The following is a 17052-nucleotide window of genomic DNA, read 5'->3' on the forward strand; positions in this document are numbered from 1 at the left end:
GAGTTTACGAAAATGGTGCATAAGGCCCGCATAACACTGCTGTGTGATTGCCGTCGATGGCGATGGTAGCTATTGCAAAAGCAAACTGGCAAACCGACCCACCATTTTTAAGGATTTATCATGCAAGCCCAGCGATATAATGAACTGGCGCAGCAAAGCTATAACCGTATTCCGGTTTATCGCGATGTGCTGGCCGACCTCGATACTCCCCTTAGTGCCTACCTAAAGCTCGCTGCCGAGCCCTACAGTTTTCTATTTGAATCCGTTCACGGCGGTGAAAAATGGGGCCGTTATTCAATTATTGGCCTCGGTGCGCGCACCGTATTGCGTGCTGAAGGTTTAGCGGTCACGGTGCATCGTGACGGTGAATTAATCGAGTCCCACGAGTGTGACGACCCACTGGCCTTTGTCGAGGCCTTTCAAGCTCGTTATCAAGTGCCAGACTTAGATGAGCTTCCGGCGTTTTATGGTGGCTTGGTCGGTTATTTTGCCTATGATTGCGTGCGGTATATTGAACCCAAATTAATGGCGACAACGCCACCCGATGTATTGGGTACACCGGATATTTTGTTGATGGTGTCTGAGGAATTGCTGGTTTTTGATAATCTTTCTGGCGTTGTTAAGATTATTACCCATGCCGATCCTGCTGATCCTGGGGCCTATGACAAAGCTCAGGAGCGTCTCGATTCCTATGCGCAGATGTTGCGAGGCTTGTCGCCTATGCTGCCGGAGCTGAATCTGAGTGCCGATGGTGTCGCTGAAACGGATTTTGTTTCTAGTTTCGGTGAGGATAAATTTAAAGAAGTAGTCGAGAAAGTGCGCGATTACGTTCTTGCTGGCGACACTATGCAGGTGGTTTTGTCTCAGCGCCTGAGTATTCCTTTTGATGCCTCACCACTGAATTTTTATCGCGCTCTGCGTCATCTGAATCCGTCGCCCTATATGTATTACCTCAACCTGGAAGACTTCCATATTGTTGGTTCTTCACCGGAAATACTGGCGCGCTTGGAGCATGGCGAAGTCACCGTGCGGCCGATTGCCGGTACCCGCCGCCGGGGTCATAACGACGCAGAAGATTTAGCCCTTGAACAAGAGCTGCTCGCTGATCCCAAGGAAATTGCTGAGCATTTAATGCTGATCGATTTAGGCCGTAATGACGCTGGTCGAGTCGCCAAAACCGGTACGGTAGAGCTCAGCGATAAAATGGTGGTAGAACGCTACTCCCATGTGATGCATATCGTCTCGAACGTGCGGGCTCAAGTGCGCGATGATATTACCGCCATGGATGTACTCCGCGCGACCTTGCCGGCAGGTACCTTGAGCGGTGCGCCCAAGGTGCGAGCAATGGAAATCATCGACGAGCTTGAGCCAGTCAAGCGCGGAGTCTACGGTGGCGCAGTCGGCTATTTAAGCTGGAATGGCAATATGGATACCGCCATAGCAATCCGCACGGCTGTTATTAAAGATGGTCAGCTGCATATTCAAGCTGGCGCCGGCATTGTTGCCGATTCTCAGCCTAGACTGGAATGGAAAGAAACCATGAATAAGGCGCGGGCGGTATTTAAAGCGGCGTCAATGGTACAGAGCGGTGTGGCCAACAAAATGGAGGCGTCATAATGTTATTAATGATCGATAATTACGACTCCTTTACTTATAACGTGGTGCAGTATTTTGCTGAGTTGGGCGCCGACGTCAAAGTGGTCCGCAATGATGAAATCAGTATTGAGGAGATTCAGGCATTGGCGCCGACTCACCTCGTGATTTCCCCTGGCCCCTGCACTCCTAATGAAGCCGGTATTTCCATGGCGGCAATCGAAGCCTTTGCGGGCAAGATTCCGGTGCTCGGTGTTTGTCTTGGGCATCAGAGTATTGGTCAGGTGTTTGGCGGCAAAATTGTGCGGGCTAGGCAGGTGATGCATGGTAAGACTTCCCCGATGCACCACCACAACAGTGGCGTATTTAGCGGTTTGCATAATCCCCTAGTCGCAACCCGCTATCACTCACTGGTCATCGACAGAGCCAGTCTGCCAGACTGTTTGGAAATAACCTCATGGACCCAGCTTGAAGACGGCAGTGTCGATGAAATTATGGGCGTGCGTCACAAGACACTCGACGTTGAGGGTGTGCAGTTTCACCCTGAGTCCATTTTGTCTGAACAGGGCCATGAATTGTTTAAAAACTTTTTGGAGCGCGGCGTATGACGGCCATGACAATAACCGCTGCCCTCGGGCGGCTGGTGCAAAACATAAGTCTGAGTACTGACGAGATGACGGCGGTGATGACTGACATCATGACCGGGAAATGCACCGACGCCCAGATTGCCGCGTTTCTTATTGCACTGCGGATGAAAAGTGAAAGTCTCGATGAGATTGAAGGCGCAGCGCGAGTGATGCGCAAATTGGCGATGCCAGTGGATATTAGCGGCTTAAGGAATGTGGTTGATATTGTTGGCACCGGCGGTGACGGTGCTAATTTATTTAATGTCTCTTCGGCCAGTACTTTTGTGGTGGCAGCGGCGGGGGCGCATGTGGCAAAGCATGGCAATCGCTCGGTGTCCTCAAAAAGCGGTAGCGCAGATCTACTAGAAGCAGCGGGTATTCAGCTCAATTTAAACTCAGCGCAAGTGGCCCGCTGTATTCGTGAGGTGGGTGTTGGTTTTATGTTTGCTGTTAATCACCACAGCGCAATGAAATACGCTATTGGCGTTCGCCGCGAAATTGCCCAGCGCACGATTTTTAATATTTTGGGCCCGCTGACCAACCCCGCGGGCGTGACGCGCTTGGTCTTGGGTGTGTTTAGCAGCGAGCTGTGCAGGCCCTTGGCGGAGGTACTGCAGCGTTTAGGTGCGGAGCATGTGATGGTGGTTCACGCCAAAGACGGCTTAGACGAGATTAGCTTGGCCTGCGCAAGCGAAGTCGCCGAGTTAAAAGACGGCGCAATAACGGAGTATTTACTCTCACCCGAAGACGTGGGAATTAAAAGCCAAAGTCTTGTGGGTCTGGACGTAACAGATAGCGCGGGCTCCTTGGCGCTGATTCGCGATGCTCTGGGCAAGCGCAGTACCGAAGCGGGCAAAAAGGCCGCCGACATGATCGCCTTAAATGCGGGCGCAGCGCTCTATGTTGCTGGCGTTACCAGCACTTTAAAACATGGCGTTGCGCTGGCTGAAGACACCATTCACGGTGGCCAGGCCCTAGAAAAAATGGGTGAACTCGCTGCCTTTAGTCAGGGCTTAATTGGCGGATCGCAAAAATGAATTCGTCATTAAATACGCCAACAATTTTAAAGAAAATTATCGATCGTAAGCGTGAAGAAGTTGCTGAGCGTAGCGCCGCCGTTGCCATCGCCATGCTTAAGGAGCAAATTCAAGCAGCCTCGGCGCCTCGGGGTTTTGTTCGGGCAATGGAAGCGAAGTTAGCGGCTGGGCAGTCGGCAGTGATTGCCGAGATTAAAAAGGCGTCGCCCTCCAAGGGTGTTATTCGCGAAGATTTTCACCCCGCCGAGATTGCCGCAAGCTACGAGCGCGGTGGCGCGGCGTGTTTATCAGTACTTACCGATGCCGACTTTTTCCAGGGTTCAGAAGCTTATCTTCAGCAGGCGCGAGCGGCGTGTTCACTACCGGTAATTCGTAAAGATTTCATTGTTGATCCCTATCAAGTTTATGAGGCGCGAGCGATTGGCGCCGATTGCATTCTGTTGATTGCTGCGGCATTGGACGACGCCGACATGGCGAGCTTGAATGCACTTGCCCTAGAGTTGGGTTTGGATGTATTGATTGAGGTGCATAACGCCGAAGAGCTGGCGCGTACGTTGCCGTTGGGTAACCGTCTTATCGGCATTAATAATCGTAATCTGCATACTTTTGAAACCACGCTAGAAACGACGTTCAATTTGTTAGCTGATATCAGCGACGAATTTTTGGTGGTCACCGAGAGTAGTATCCACACCGCTGCAGACGTGGCGGCAATGCGTCGCAAAGGTGTGAATGCATTTTTGGTGGGCGAAGCGTTTATGCGCGCTGACGAGCCGGGCGAGAAATTGGCTGAGTTATTTACCTGAGAGGCCGCTGAACGCTGGATAGGAGACGGCAAACGCTAAGACTGGTGCTTTGCCGCCGATCCTGTTCAGCGTGAAAAAGATGGAGGGCCGTACTTGCTGTTGCATCTCCGGTCTCCCGTCCAGCATTAGGCGAAACCTAGCGTGTACCAAACACGACCATGGTCTTACCTTTCACGTTAACCAAGCCCTGTTCCTCTAGGGTTTTCAAAACACGGCCAACCATTTCTCTTGAACAACCCACAATCCGGCCGATTTCTTGGCGGGTAATTTTGATCTGCATGCCGTCTGGGTGAGTCATTGCGTCGGGCTGTTTGCACAGATCAAGTAAAGTGCGGGCGACTCGGCCGGTAACATCTAAAAAGGCGAGATCGCCGACTTTGCGGGTAGTTAAGCGCAAGCGCTTAGCCATTTGTCGGCCCAAGGCTAATAAAATATCGGGATACTGTTCGCTGAGTTCGCGGAATTTACTGTAGCTGATTTCTGCGATTTCACATTCGGTGCGGCTTTTGACTAATGCGCTGCGTGTACTTGGGCTGTCTTCATCAAACACGCCCATTTCACCGAAAAAATCGCCTTTGTTTAAGTAGGCGACAATCATTTCGCGTCCTTCATCGTCTTCGATGATGACGGTCACTGAGCCTTCGGTGATGTAAAACAAGGCGTCACTGTCATCGCCAGCGTAAATCAGGGTACTTTTACTGGGGTAGCGGCGCCGGTGGCAGTGAGCTAAGAAGCCTTCTATATTTATAATTTCTGGTTTTAGCGGGTTCAGCACGGTTGTGGGGTCTCTTGATCTAGCAGAATGTCCAATGCGTGTGTTTCAGGTCTAAGTATGACCTGCTTTGCCGTTGATGGCGAGCCTGAATACTAGGGGCTGTGGTAAGCTTAGGCTAATTTACACAAGTCGCAAAGAGGGCGGAATGAAAGCAACAGTGAAGTGGGTTGATGGTGCTATGTTTTTGGCTGAATCGGGGAGTGGCCACTCGGTCGTCATGGACGGCCCGGAAGATCACGGCGGTCGCAATATGGGTGTTCGCCCTATGGAGATGCTGTTACTTGGTATGGGCGGTTGTGCCTCTTTTGACGTAATGAGTATGCTTAAAAAGTCCCGACAAGACGTATTGGATTGCCGTTGCGAGCTAGAAGCCGAGCGTGCCGACGCCGTGCCGGCGGTGTTCACCAAAATTCACCTACATTTTGTGGTGAGTGGCAAAGGCCTCAAAGAGGCTCATGTTAAGCGTGCGGTAGAGCTCTCAGCTGAAAAGTACTGCTCGGCCTCAATTATGATGGAAGCGGCCGGTGTCGATGTGAGTCACAGCTACGAGATTGCTAGCGAGGAATAGCTATGTTAAATCGGCCTAAAGCCCATGCAGGCTTGCGCCATCTTGCGCTGTTTGTCGCGAACTTTGATGAAACCCTGCATTTTTATACCGAGCTATTAGGTATGGCGGTTGAGTGGCAGCCGGATCCAGATAATATCTATTTGTGCTCCGGCTGCGACAATTTAGCCCTGCACCGCTATCAGGGCGGTGAGCGCCCCCTAGCGGGGCAGCGCTTAGACCATTTGGGTTTTATTATTGATGACATCGAGGACGTCGATGCCTGGCATGCTTTTTTGCTCGAGAATGGCGTTGCAATCAAGGCCGAGCCTCGCACACATCGCGATGGCGCCCGCAGTTTTTACTGCCTCGATCCCGACGGAAATTTGGTGCAGATGATTTATCATCCGCCGATAAGTGGCAGGTATGCGTGACGGGAGACGGGAGACGCATAAAATGTGGGCGTACTTTTAAGCGTTTACCGTCTCCCGTAACGCGTCGCGCAGCCTTTAAACGTAATACGTACTCCCCGTCATCACCTTCGCCATTAAACTCATTGCCTTTTTCACGGGCGCGGGGAACACGTGCCCGCCCGCGTCAATTGCCATTGTGGCATGGGCGGCTTCGTCTTCTAGCATTTGGGTGATGATGGCGCGAGATTTTAGGTCGTCTTCGGGTAAGGTTTTAAGGTGTTCCCGCAGGTGCGCACAAACTTGGTCTTCGGTGGCGGCGACAAAGCCGAGGCTGATGCGGTCGCTGATTGCGCCAGCGCCAGCGCCAATGGCAAACGAGGCAATATAAAAGAGCGGGTTGAGGTGGCTGGTGTGACTACCGAGTTCTTGCAGGCGTTGTTCGCACCATGCTAGGTGATCAATTTCTTCATTGGCTGCTTGTTCCATGGCAATTTTGACGGCCGCATTTTTTGCGGTCAGCGCTTGGCCTTGGTAGAGGGCTTGGGCGCAGACTTCTCCGGTGTGGTTTATTCGCATTAGCCCAGAAGCGTGGCGGCGCTGTTGCTCTTCGCCTTGGCTAGTATTCAGGGCGTGGCCGGGGTTGCTGCGCTTGGCAGTTGCGCTGCCTCTCACCAATGTTTTTAAGCTGCGATCAGCGCTCATTATAGCGCGGTCGAGTAGGGAATATTCGCGGGTCATTTTGATCCTCCGTCAGACATTATACGCCACTTTCGCTATTGCGGTGCTGGCGTCTGCGGCGTGCTCACGGCTGCTTTGGTGTGTTGGTAGCCCGTCCAGCGTTTGATCGCTTCGGCGAGCTCCCACAAGCGAATGGGTTTAACTAAGTGTAAATCCATTCCTGCTCGCAGATAGCTGTCGCGCTGTTCGTCTAAGGTGTTGGCCGTGAGTCCAAAAATGGGGGTGCGCTCGCGGCCTTCTTCGCTTTCAAATAGACGAATTTGCCGAGTTGCTTCAGCGCCGTCCATGATTGGCATTTCAATATCCATAATCACAAAATCGAAACGGCCACGAATAAACGAGTTCAATGCTTGTTGCCCATTCCCAACGTGATGTACGTCAATGCCTAAGCTGCTCAGCATACGCGTTAGCACTTGGGCGTTGGTCGGATTGTCTTCGGCAATAAGACATTTGAGTGATGACAGGTTCAGTGCGTCAGTGCTGTATTGATCTGGCGAGCGATGATTAATACTTGCGTCGAAATGGCATTCAGCTAATAGCGCGCTGCGCAGTGCGACACTGCTCAGCGGTTTACTCAGTACGCGGCGAATCCCAGCGCTTTGTAATTCGTCGCGATCAAAATTGATGTTGGCGTGGGCAAGCATCAAGCTGATCGGCTGTTGATTTTCGGCTTGACTGTCATCGCAGATTCGCTGAGCTAGCTTTAAACCGCCCCCTGGGAGCGCTTGGTCGATTAATAGAATTTCTATTGGCGCATTGAGTAGTAGTTGATTGCGCACTATCGCTACGGCGGCATTATCACTGTTCGCCGTGAGTACTTGCATGCCCCAGGTGCTGCACTGCTTACTGACTACCTTACAAAAAGTCTGGTTGCTGTCCACAACGAGCAGGCGTTTACCCTGGAGAAGCTCGGTGCCAGCAGTGCTGCTTTGCTCGGGAATTTTAGGCACGCCCAGTAGCAGTGAAAAGCTTAGGATGTGGGCACCGTTTGGCGAGGTACGGACATTGACTTGGCCGCGCATTAAGCTAATGAGTTGAGCGGCGATGGCAAATCGCGCGTTAGTGATACTACTATCATTGCTAATGGAACGGCTTAGCGCTTGTTTCTCTTGGGTGCTGAAGGCCTTGCCGCGATGGCTTAGGTCAAAATAAGTCAGCCCGGCCTTGGTTTCTGATGGGTAGACTTTCAGTAAAATATAGCCAGATTCAAAATGTTCAAATGCACTGTTCATCACGTGGGATAACAATTGTCGAATTCGCGACGGGTCGCCGATAAGTTGTTCCCTGACTTCACTGTCAATATCACAAATTAATTCGATTGCTTGTTCTGCGGCTATATTGCGGAATCCGGCGAGGGACTCGTCGATAATTTCGGGTAAGTTGATCAGTTGGTTGCTGAGTTCAACGTCACTTTCACTAAAGCGTACTGCCTGACTGGCCTCGTCCAGCAATTGCAGCAGTTCGTGGCTAGAGCGCTGTAAAGTACTGATATAGTCCTCTTGGCTAGCGGTTAAACGGGTGTCGTGAAGCAATTCTGTTACGCCGATCATGGCGCTTAGCGGGGTGCGAATATCGTGGGTAATACGAGCTAATATATCGGTTTTAGCGCGATTCACTTCACCGAGGACGGCAATGTGTTGATCGTCTTGCGCCTGTTTACGTTGGCGTAGATGGTGGCGAGTAAACAATAAGCACGTTTGACTGATAGCGGCACCCGTTGCCAGCGCTATCATCGCGGTGTTGATTAAGGGGATATCGCTGAGGTTTAGAAAGTAGCTAAGAAGGGCTACTGAATAAAGTAAAATGACGGCTGCACGGGTAGTTAAATAATAAAAAATCAAACGGCTGTAACTGACTAAGTAGCAGTGCAGCGACATGATAAATAAAAGTAAAACATTGGCGGGTATAAGTGTGTGCACAAGGATTGTGGCGCTGCGCCCATCGCTGATTAAACCAATGGCAATGGCTAAGGTATTTACTAATATCGCTGTCCGGATAATAGCTGGCCAGCGCTGCGCGCGATTCACTGGAAATACCGGAAAGCTTTGCGCGTAGAGTAGCTCTAGGATGCAGATCGCCAGTAAAGCTGTGATTAAGCTTGCACCCTGCCATGGCGGCATTAGTCCTTGAGCCTCGCCAATATAACCCCATGCGAGTAATTGGCAGACAATGATGAGTCCGCAATTCAGGGCTTGGTAGATAAAAAGCCGGTCTTTGTGCAAAAGTGCACTGACAAGATTAAATAGCAGCAGTAATACTAAAATGCCGTAGAAAGCAGCATTGATAAATTCACGTTTACTTACTTGGCCAAGGAAGCTCGCATAGCTGTGTAATTCAAGAGTAATGCGTCGTGCAATCGGGGATTCGATACGTAGGTAAAACGTACTTTGGCTATTTGCCGCAACGGGGATGGCAAATAGAGTCTCGCTGCGAATTAATTTGCTTGTGGGAAACGGCGCGATGATTTCCCCCTGGCGATACACTTCAATATATTTGGCATCACTTGGTTGAACCTGCAACAACTGTTGCTGGGTTTCGTTACTGGTATTGCGCAGCGTGAAGCGGAACCAGAGGCGCCCTGTGGTGCCTGAAAGCTGGAAGTCAGCAATGCCGCTAGGTCTAAATTGGGTGTTTAATTCTGGCTGTTGGATCGCGTCGATACGGTAGCGCGCGTCCGGGTCCATTAGAACATCGGTGTAGTCCGCGAGATTTGTATTGTTTTGACTTGAATCGAGGACGAGCACTGGCGCCGCTAAGCTGGGAATGCTGATGCACAGCAACAGCAAGCCCAGAAAGCGGCGCAGGCGGCGGTACGACCGAGGTTTATTTACGGTCGATGGCGCGGTAGGCGATGTCGTTGCGATAGAAGGCATCCCGCCACTTTATCTGTTTCGCTGCTGCGTAGGCAAGCTGCTGGGCATCGGCAACGCTACTGGCCATTGCCGTGGCGCAAAGTACGCGGCCGCCGTTGGTGACTAGCTTGCCGTCGGCTAGACGTGTGCCGGCATGAAATACCTTGCTGCAGTCCGTTTCTGCGGGAATGCCGGTAATGACCTCGCCCTTGGCGTAATCGCTGGGGTAGCCACCCGCAGCTAGGACCACGCCAACGGCTGGGCGCGCGTCCCAGTCAGCAGTTACGGTGTCAAGTTTGCCAGCAATTGCAGCGAGGCAAAGCGCCGCTAAGTCTGACTTTAAACGCAGCATAATGGGCTGGGTTTCAGGGTCGCCGAAGCGGCAATTGTATTCAATTACTTTGGGTTCGCCCTGGGCGTTAATCATTAGCCCGGCATATAAAAATCCAGTGTAGCGATTCCCTTCGCTGGCCATGCCGCGCACGGTGGGAATGATAACCTCATCCATTACGCGCTGATGGATTTCTGGCGTAACGACTGGTGCGGGGGAATAAGCGCCCATGCCGCCGGTGTTGGGGCCGGTGTCGCCGTCGCCAACCCGTTTGTGGTCTTGGCTGGTAGCCATGGCGAGAATATTTTCGCCGTCGACCATCACGATAAAGCTGGCTTCTTCGCCTTCGAGAAACTCTTCAATAACCACGCGGCAACCGGCGTCGCCAAAGGCATTACCAGACAGCATGTCGCGCACGGCCTCTTCGGCTTGCGCCAGGGTTTCAGCAACGATTACGCCTTTACCGGCGGCGAGGCCATCGGCTTTAACCACAATTGGCGCACCCTGTTCGCGTAAATAAACTAGTGCGGGTTCGAGTTCGGTAAAGTTTTGGTAGCTGCCGGTGGGGATTTGATGGCGAGCGAGAAAATCTTTGGTGAAGGCTTTGGAGCCTTCGAGCTGCGCGGCGCCCTTGGTGGGGCCAAAGCAAGGCAGGTTGCGGGCTTGGAAAAAATCAACAACGCCTTCAACTAAGGGGGCCTCAGGGCCGACGATGGTGAGGCCGACCTGATTGTTCTCGGCAAAGTCAGCTAGCGCGGCAAAGTCGTCAATAGCAATGGCCACATTTTCAATATTGTTGTCTAAAGCCGTGCCGGCATTGCCGGGGGCCACAAATACGGTTTCAACTTGTGCTGATTGAGCAACCTTCCACGCCAGCGCGTGTTCGCGGCCGCCGTTGCCAATGATGAGTACATTCATATGCTTGGGTGAACGCTTGATGGGAGATGGGAGACGCAAGGAATGGCCCCTCTTCTACTATCTGCGTTCATGCTCCTTTATTTCTATAATTGATTGCAAAATTGAATGGGGAGCAGAGGCGTTTTTGGCGTCTCCCGTCTCCCGTCCAGCATCTTCTGTTCGAGCATCTAGCGCGATTAGTGCCGGAAGTGGCGCATACCGGTAAACGCCATCGCAATGCCGTATTCGTCGGCAGCGGCGATCACTTCTTCGTCGCGAATTGAGCCGCCGGGCTGGATCACGCATTTAATACCGGCAGCGCCTGCGTTATCCAAACCGTCCCGGAAGGGGAAGAAGGCGTCAGAAGCCATGACCGCTCCGGCCACTTGTAAACCAGCGTGCTCGGCTTTGATTGCCGCGATGCGGGCTGAGTTGATCCGGCTCATTTGGCCAGCTCCGACGCCGATGGTCTGACGATTTTTGGCGTAGACTATGGCATTGGATTTAACGAACTTAGCAACCTTCCACGCGAAGATCATATCGTCTATTTCGCTGGGCTCGGGTTGGCGCTTGGTCACGATCTTCAGGTCGGCGGCGGTAATCATACCGAGATCGCGATCTTGTACTAGCAGGCCGCCATTAACGCGTTTGTAGTCGAAGGCGGGGCTGCTCTTGTCCCACTGGCCACAGCTAAGTAGGCGCAGATTTTTCTTCTCGGCGATGATGGCCGCAGCTTCTTCGCTAACGGTAGGCGCAATAATGACTTCAACAAACTGGCGGTCGCAAATTGCTTTGGCAGTGGCGGCGTCGAGTTCGCGGTTAAAGGCGATAATACCGCCAAAGGCCGACTCTGGGTCAGTGGCAAATGCCAGGTCGTAAGCTTCGCCGATACCATTCAGCGAGACCGCGACGCCGCAGGGGTTGGCGTGTTTAACAATAACGCAGGCCGGTTTCACAAAGGACTTAACACATTCCAGTGCGGCGTCGGTGTCGGCAATATTGTTGTACGACAGGGCTTTGCCCTGCAGCTGAGTTGCCGTGGCAACAGAGGCTTCGCTAGGGTGGCGTTCAACGTAAAACGCAGAATCCTGGTGGGGGTTTTCGCCGTAACGCATGTCTTGGGCTTTAATGAATTGGCTATTAAAGGTGCGCGGGAACTTCTCGGTGCCACCGGGTACGAGGCGACCGAAATAATTGGCGATCATACCGTCATAAGCGGCGGTGTGTTCATAGGCTTTAATGGCTAAGTCAAAGCGGGTAGCGAGGGTGGTGCAGCCCTCATTGGCCTGCAGCTCATCTAGGATAACTTGATAGTCAGTGGCATTAACGACAATGGCCACGTCGCGGTGATTTTTAGCCGCAGCGCGAACCATGGTCGGTCCGCCAATATCAATGTTCTCTACTGCGTCTTCTAAGGTGCAGCCGGGTTTGGCAACGGTGGCTTCGAAGGGATAGAGATTAACAATAACCATGTCGATGGCATCGATGCCGTGCTCGACCATAATACCGTCGTCAATGCCGCGACGACCGAGAATGCCGCCGTGTACCTTGGGGTGCAAGGTCTTAACGCGGCCATCCATCATTTCGGGGAAGCCGGTGTAATCGGATACTTCGGTCACTGCGATGTCATTCTGCTTGAGCAGGGCAAACGTACCGCCAGTAGAGAGTAATTCAACACCGAGTTTGCTGAGTTCGCGAGCGAATTCAACAATACCGGATTTGTCGGAAACGCTGATGAGTGCGCGCTTTACGGGACGGGCCTGATTGTCAGTAGTCATGCAGAGAGTGTTACCTTAAGGTTTAAAAAAGGGTGTCGAAATTTGTGTTCAGAGCAGCGAATTACAAGAGATCATATTGCTTGAGCTTTTTGCGCAAGGTGCCGCGATTCAAACCGAGCATTTGCGATGCGCGGGTTTGGTTATTGCGGGTGTAGCGCATGACTTCTTCGAGTAGGGGTGCTTCTACCTCCGATAAAACCATATTGTAAACATCGCAAACGTCCTGGCCGTCTAGATTGGTCAGGTAGTTGTTAAGGGCTATGGCGACACTGTCACGCAAGGTTTTTGCCTTGCTAATATCGTCGGCCGACGGTGTTGGGTTGGCGCTGACCTCAGTCATCACTGCGGTGTCGGTGCTGGTTAAGTTCATGCTGCTGCGTCCTGTAAAGTTTGGCCGTGCTGTTCAAAGTAGCGATGTACAGCATCTAGTTGTGCACTGGCAGATTCAAGGCGATTGAATTCACTGCGAAAGCCAGTGTTGGCGTCGTGCTCCTGCAAATACCATGCGCAATGTTTGCGCGCGATACGCAGGCCGTTCTGTTCTCCGTAAAAATGGTGTAGCGCGCTGAGATGGCTCAGCATAACTGCTTGTATTTCTGCCGTGGTCGCGGCCGGAGCCAAAATTCCGGTGCTCAAATAGCTGGCTATTTCACGGAATAACCATGGTTTACCCTGTGCGCCACGGCCGATCATTACGCCGTCGGCGCCGGTGTAATCCAATACATATTTAGCTTGCTCGGCACTGGTGATATCACCATTGGCGAATACGGGTATGCTAATTGCCTGTTTAATCGCGGCAATCGTATCGTACTCGGCCATTCCCAAATATCGGCATTGTCGAGTACGACCATGCACCGCCAGTGAGCTAATGCCGCAATCTTGCGCAAGTTTCGCAATGGCTAGGCCATTGCGTTGGTCCGGTGACCATCCAGTGCGAATTTTTAATGTCACTGGAATATCTACTGCGGCAACGACTGCTTTGAGTATTTGCTCAACCAGCTCAGGTTCCTTTAATAAAGCGGAACCGGCGGCGCGCTTACACACTTTTTTCGCTGGGCAGCCCATATTGATATCAATGATATCGGCGCCCATTTCCATACAGCTTCTTGCGGCTTCTGCCATCATCGCTGGCTCTGCACCGGCAATTTGCACCGCGCGGGGCGTATTGTCGTCGTGAGCTAGGCGTAAATGACTTTTGCGCGTATGCCAGAGCTGCGTGTCGCTAATCACCATTTCTGACACAGTTAAACCGGCGCCAAATTCCCGACACAGCCTGCGAAAGGGCAGGTCAGTAATCCCCGCCATCGGCGCCAATACAGCGCGAGCAGGAAGCTTGTGAGGACCTATCTGGATCATCGCCATGCCTGAAAAAAAGGGTGCTTAACAGTGGGAAAACAGGGCAGCTATGATACTCGCTTGCGGACTTTACCGGAAGACTTGCGCTCAGAAAATAACCAACTCTGAGTGTGAAAGAAGTGCGCAAATGGGGCTTTACGGCAGCAGTTGTAACTGGTAGTTCACGGCGGTGGAGCCTGGGTCAACGATTTCTAGCGCAATGTGCACCGGTTGCTGGCTGGCAAGATTTGACAGCGCATTAAGTTCTCCGGCCAGGTATTCCCGGGGTTGAAACACCCTGCTGGCAAGGGTTTGGCCATTTATGTCGCTGAAGTGCAGCTTCAGGGCGGGGAACGGGCCTGGCTCGGCACTGCGATTTAATAAAATAGTATCGACAATCAGTGCGTTGGCCACGCTAGGGTGTTTGCGAACCAGAAGGTGGGTGCTCACTACGTCTCCCAGTTGGCGCGCTTCCGGCGCTTTGTTCTCGCACAGTAGTGGGTGCAGTGGGCATAGCTGCTGTAAATAGTCACCAGCGGGGCTGGCGAATACCGCGTCCTTTTGCCAGAGTGCAACTTGCCCGGCCAGTACCAGTAGGGCAATGAAATTCGCTATCAGCCACGGCCAGCGTCGGGGCTGGTGACGCGGGCGATGATGTTCAAAGTCATGGTTTAGCGTGCTTAAACCGGCAATAAGGTCTAGGGGGGAGTCTGCGGTCGCGTCACTTTCAGCGTGGATCGTCTCGGCAGGCTCGGGCGCGGTTTGTTGTGGCTCGGCGGCGGGTAAATGCGCTTCTGGCGTGTTTGTCGTTGCCGCATTGAAAATGCTCATGCACACGCCGCAGCGCACTAAACCGTCAGCGGCACTCAGTTGCTGGGGTTTGAGCCGAAAGCGCGTCATGCATTGCGGGCATGACACACTTTCAACTACGTCAGTCGGTGCTTGGTGTTCGCTAGGCATGAGCTCAATGTGCTTAAGTAGTTTAGGGTTTCTTCTTGCCGTTGATGCGGACCCATTCGTCCTTGGCATTCAGTTCTAGCGCATTAAACCACTGTCGGTAGCAAGTCAGCAATTCTTCGGCCTGGCTATTGAGAATACCCGATAGACAAATCGGCGCATCGGGGCTTAACGCTGCCGCTAAGTTGGGGGCTAGCGAGATTAGCGGGCCTGCGAGAATATTGGCAACCATCACGTCGCCATGCAAATCGCTGGGTATTTGCTCTGGGAGCAGGCAGTCGATACGGTCGTGGTCGATATTATTGCGCTGAGCATTGTCGCGGGTTGCGAGCAGTGCCTGCGGGTCGTTATCGATGGCAATGACTCTTTTTGCGCCGAGTAGCAGCGCTGCAATTCCTAAAATGCCTGAGCCGCAGCCATAGTCGATAACGGTTAAGCCGTCGAGGTTTTGCTGATCTAGCCACTGCATGCACAGCCACGTGGTGGGGTGGGTGCCGGTGCCAAAGGCGAGGCCGGGGTCGAGCAATAGATTCACTGCGCTGGGGTCCACTGGCTCCCGCCAGCTTGGGCAAATCCACAGGCGCTCGCCGCATTGAATGGGGTGGTAGCTGTCCATCCACTCCCGAACCCAGTCGCGGTCTTCCAAAATTTCACTGCGGTGGGGCGGCAGCGCTTCGCCTAATTGCGCTTCTAAGGCGACGAGAACGGCATCCATATCGGTGTCGGCGGTGAATAAACCGGTTACCCGAGTTTGTTGCCACATGGGTGTCTCTCCCACGCCGGGCTCGTACACGGGTTGGTCGGCGTTGTCTTCCATGGTCACTGCGGAAGCGCCTATTTCCAGCAGGGCATCTTCTAGCGTCGGCGCAGAAGCTGGGTTGGTATCTAGGCGCAGTTGTAACCAGGTCATAGGGTAGGCTCTTCTTGAAATTTAATAATGTCGGCAAAATGTAAAAAAGGGGCCGAAGCCCCTTTTGAATATGCAGTTTAAACTATTTTACAGTTTAAGCTTCTTTTCTAGGTAGTGAATACTTACGCCACCTTCGCGGAAAGCCGCATCCCGAACCAGATCCCGATGTAAGTCGGTATTGGTGCGAATGCCGTCTACCACCAGCTCATCTAAAGCATTGCGCATGCGGTTGAGGGCGATTTCGCGATTGTCTCCCCAGGTGATGATTTTGGCGATCATCGAGTCGTAATGAGGGGGAACGGTATAGCCGCTGTAAAGGTGCGAGTCGACCCGTACGCCTAGGCCACCCGGCGCATGGTAGTGCTTAATCAAACCTGGGCAGGGCATAAAGGTTTTAGGGTCTTCGGCATTTATCCGGCACTCAAAGGCGTGGCCTTTGATTTTGATATCGTCCTGAGTGATAGACAGTTTCTCGCCGCCAGCAATTAACAGCTGCTGCTGGATAAGGTCGACACCGGTTACCATTTCACTGACGGGGTGCTCAACCTGAATACGGGTATTCATCTCAATAAAGAAGAATTGGCCGTTTTCGTAGAGGAATTCGAAGGTGCCAGCGCCACGGTAATTAATGGCAATACAGGCATCAACACAAGACTTGGCGACCTGGGCGCGAATCTCGTCGGGAATGCCCGGTGCTGGCGCTTCTTCTAATACCTTCTGGTGACGACGCTGCAAAGAGCAGTCGCGGTCGCCTAGGTGAATAGCATTTCCTTGGCCGTCGGCCAAAACCTGGATCTCGACGTGGCGGGGGTTTTCGAGAAATTTCTCGATATATACCGTGCCGTCGCCAAAGGCGGCGCTGGCTTCAGACTGCGTGACATAGACGGCGTTGAGCAGCGCTGCCTCACTGTGAACTACTCGCATACCGCGGCCACCACCGCCAGCTGCTGCCTTAATAATGACGGGGTAGCCGATGCGCTTGGCCACTTTTAAGGTGTGTTCATTGTCATCGGTGATGGGGCCATCGGAGCCAGGTACCGTCGGTACGCCAGCTTTTTTCATGGCTTTTATCGCAGAGACCTTGTCGCCCATCATGCGTATAAGGTCGGGTGTGGGGCCAATAAAGATAAACCCACTCTTTTCAACTTGTTCAGCAAAGTCAGCGTTCTCGGCGAGGAAGCCATAGCCGGGGTGAATGGCGACGGCGTCGGTGACTTCTGCTGCGCTAATGATAGCTGGAATATTCAGGTAGCTCGCGGGCGATGGCGCGGGGCCAATACACACGGACTCGTCAGCTAGACGGACGTGCATCAGGTCGCGGTCGGCGGCTGAGTGTACTGCTACCGTTTTAATACCCAATTCTTTGCAGGCGCGCAAAATCCGCAGGGCAATTTCACCACGGTTGGCAATGACGACTTTTTTAAGCATTTGGAATCAATCCCTCTTTTGGTGCTTTGATCGTA

At 52.7% G+C, this 17052-nt stretch carries 16 protein-coding genes; 6 read left to right on the forward strand and 10 right to left on the reverse strand.

Annotated features, from left to right (window positions below; translation table 11 throughout):
- Positions 1-120: 120 nt before the first annotated feature.
- Genes trpE through trpC form a run of 4 tightly spaced genes read left to right on the forward strand, consistent with a single transcriptional unit; the run spans position 121 to position 4059 of the window.
- Positions 121-1617 carry an anthranilate synthase component I gene (gene trpE / locus AZF00_RS04890; protein ID WP_008246403.1) on the forward strand — a complete coding sequence of 499 codons (1497 nt, stop codon included), beginning with the start codon at positions 121-123 and terminating at the stop codon, positions 1615-1617.
- The gene (locus AZF00_RS04895) at positions 1617-2201 is read left to right on the forward strand and encodes an aminodeoxychorismate/anthranilate synthase component II (RefSeq protein WP_008246405.1); all 585 of its coding nucleotides are present in this window, start codon (positions 1617-1619) and stop codon (positions 2199-2201) included. Before trpE ends, AZF00_RS04895 begins: the two co-directional genes overlap by 1 nt.
- A gap of 5 nt (positions 2202-2206) precedes the next feature.
- A complete protein-coding gene (gene trpD, locus AZF00_RS04900; RefSeq protein ID WP_040802534.1) occupies positions 2207-3256 on the forward strand; it encodes an anthranilate phosphoribosyltransferase in 1050 nt (349 codons plus the stop codon).
- Positions 3253-4059 (forward strand): indole-3-glycerol phosphate synthase TrpC, encoded by an 807-nt coding sequence (gene trpC / locus AZF00_RS04905; protein WP_008246409.1) that lies wholly within the window; start codon positions 3253-3255, stop codon positions 4057-4059. Before trpD ends, trpC begins: the two co-directional genes overlap by 4 nt.
- Before the next feature lie 136 nt (positions 4060-4195).
- Here the strand turns inward: trpC and crp are convergent, their stop codons facing one another.
- The gene (gene crp / locus AZF00_RS04910; RefSeq protein ID WP_008246411.1) at positions 4196-4834 is read right to left on the reverse strand and encodes a cAMP-activated global transcriptional regulator CRP; all 639 of its coding nucleotides are present in this window, start codon (positions 4832-4834) and stop codon (positions 4196-4198) included.
- Positions 4835-4979: 145 nt separating this feature from the next.
- On the opposite strand from crp, the gene AZF00_RS04915 reads away from it, so the two are divergent.
- Both AZF00_RS04915 and AZF00_RS04920 read left to right on the forward strand, forming a co-directional pair.
- On the forward strand, positions 4980-5402 hold the full coding sequence (locus AZF00_RS04915; RefSeq protein ID WP_008246414.1) for an OsmC family protein: 423 nt from the start codon (positions 4980-4982) through the stop codon (positions 5400-5402).
- Between the two features lie 2 nt (positions 5403-5404).
- Positions 5405-5812, forward strand: coding sequence for a VOC family protein (locus tag AZF00_RS04920; protein ID WP_008246415.1), 408 nt, complete (start codon positions 5405-5407; stop codon positions 5810-5812).
- Positions 5813-5887: 75 nt separating this feature from the next.
- On the opposite strand, the gene coq7 is transcribed toward AZF00_RS04920, so the two are convergent.
- The 9 genes from coq7 to accC form a co-directional block, all read right to left on the reverse strand.
- Positions 5888-6529 (reverse strand): 2-polyprenyl-3-methyl-6-methoxy-1,4-benzoquinone monooxygenase, encoded by a 642-nt coding sequence (gene coq7 / locus AZF00_RS04925; protein WP_008246416.1) that lies wholly within the window; start codon positions 6527-6529, stop codon positions 5888-5890.
- Positions 6530-6564: 35 nt separating this feature from the next.
- Positions 6565-9402, reverse strand: a complete 2838-nt coding sequence (locus AZF00_RS04930) for a response regulator (RefSeq protein ID WP_008246417.1) — start codon at positions 9400-9402, stop codon at positions 6565-6567.
- Complete coding sequence (purD, locus tag AZF00_RS04935; protein ID WP_008246418.1) at positions 9353-10630, reverse strand: phosphoribosylamine--glycine ligase; 1278 nt, start codon at positions 10628-10630, stop codon at positions 9353-9355. The genes AZF00_RS04930 and purD overlap by 50 nt, the downstream gene beginning before the upstream one ends.
- Before the next feature lie 176 nt (positions 10631-10806).
- Complete coding sequence (gene purH / locus AZF00_RS04940; protein ID WP_008246419.1) at positions 10807-12387, reverse strand: bifunctional phosphoribosylaminoimidazolecarboxamide formyltransferase/IMP cyclohydrolase; 1581 nt, start codon at positions 12385-12387, stop codon at positions 10807-10809.
- A gap of 61 nt (positions 12388-12448) precedes the next feature.
- Positions 12449-12727, reverse strand: coding sequence for a DNA-binding transcriptional regulator Fis (gene fis, locus AZF00_RS04945; RefSeq protein WP_040802536.1), 279 nt, complete (start codon positions 12725-12727; stop codon positions 12449-12451).
- 26 nt (positions 12728-12753) lie between these two features.
- Positions 12754-13743: a tRNA dihydrouridine synthase DusB gene (gene dusB, locus AZF00_RS04950; protein ID WP_008246421.1), complete on the reverse strand. Its 990-nt coding sequence runs from the start codon at positions 13741-13743 to the stop codon at positions 12754-12756.
- Positions 13744-13878: 135 nt separating this feature from the next.
- On the reverse strand, positions 13879-14682 hold the full coding sequence (locus AZF00_RS04955) for a zinc-ribbon and DUF3426 domain-containing protein (protein WP_143829301.1): 804 nt from the start codon (positions 14680-14682) through the stop codon (positions 13879-13881).
- Between the two features lie 22 nt (positions 14683-14704).
- Complete coding sequence (prmA, locus tag AZF00_RS04960) at positions 14705-15589, reverse strand: 50S ribosomal protein L11 methyltransferase (RefSeq protein WP_008246423.1); 885 nt, start codon at positions 15587-15589, stop codon at positions 14705-14707.
- 87 nt (positions 15590-15676) lie between these two features.
- Positions 15677-17017 carry an acetyl-CoA carboxylase biotin carboxylase subunit gene (accC, locus tag AZF00_RS04965; RefSeq protein ID WP_008246424.1) on the reverse strand — a complete coding sequence of 447 codons (1341 nt, stop codon included), beginning with the start codon at positions 17015-17017 and terminating at the stop codon, positions 15677-15679.
- Between the last annotated feature and the right edge of the window lie 35 nt (positions 17018-17052).

It is taken from the genome of Zhongshania aliphaticivorans (assembly GCF_001586255.1).
Classification (GTDB): Bacteria; Pseudomonadota; Gammaproteobacteria; order Pseudomonadales; family Spongiibacteraceae; genus Spongiibacter; species Spongiibacter aliphaticivorans.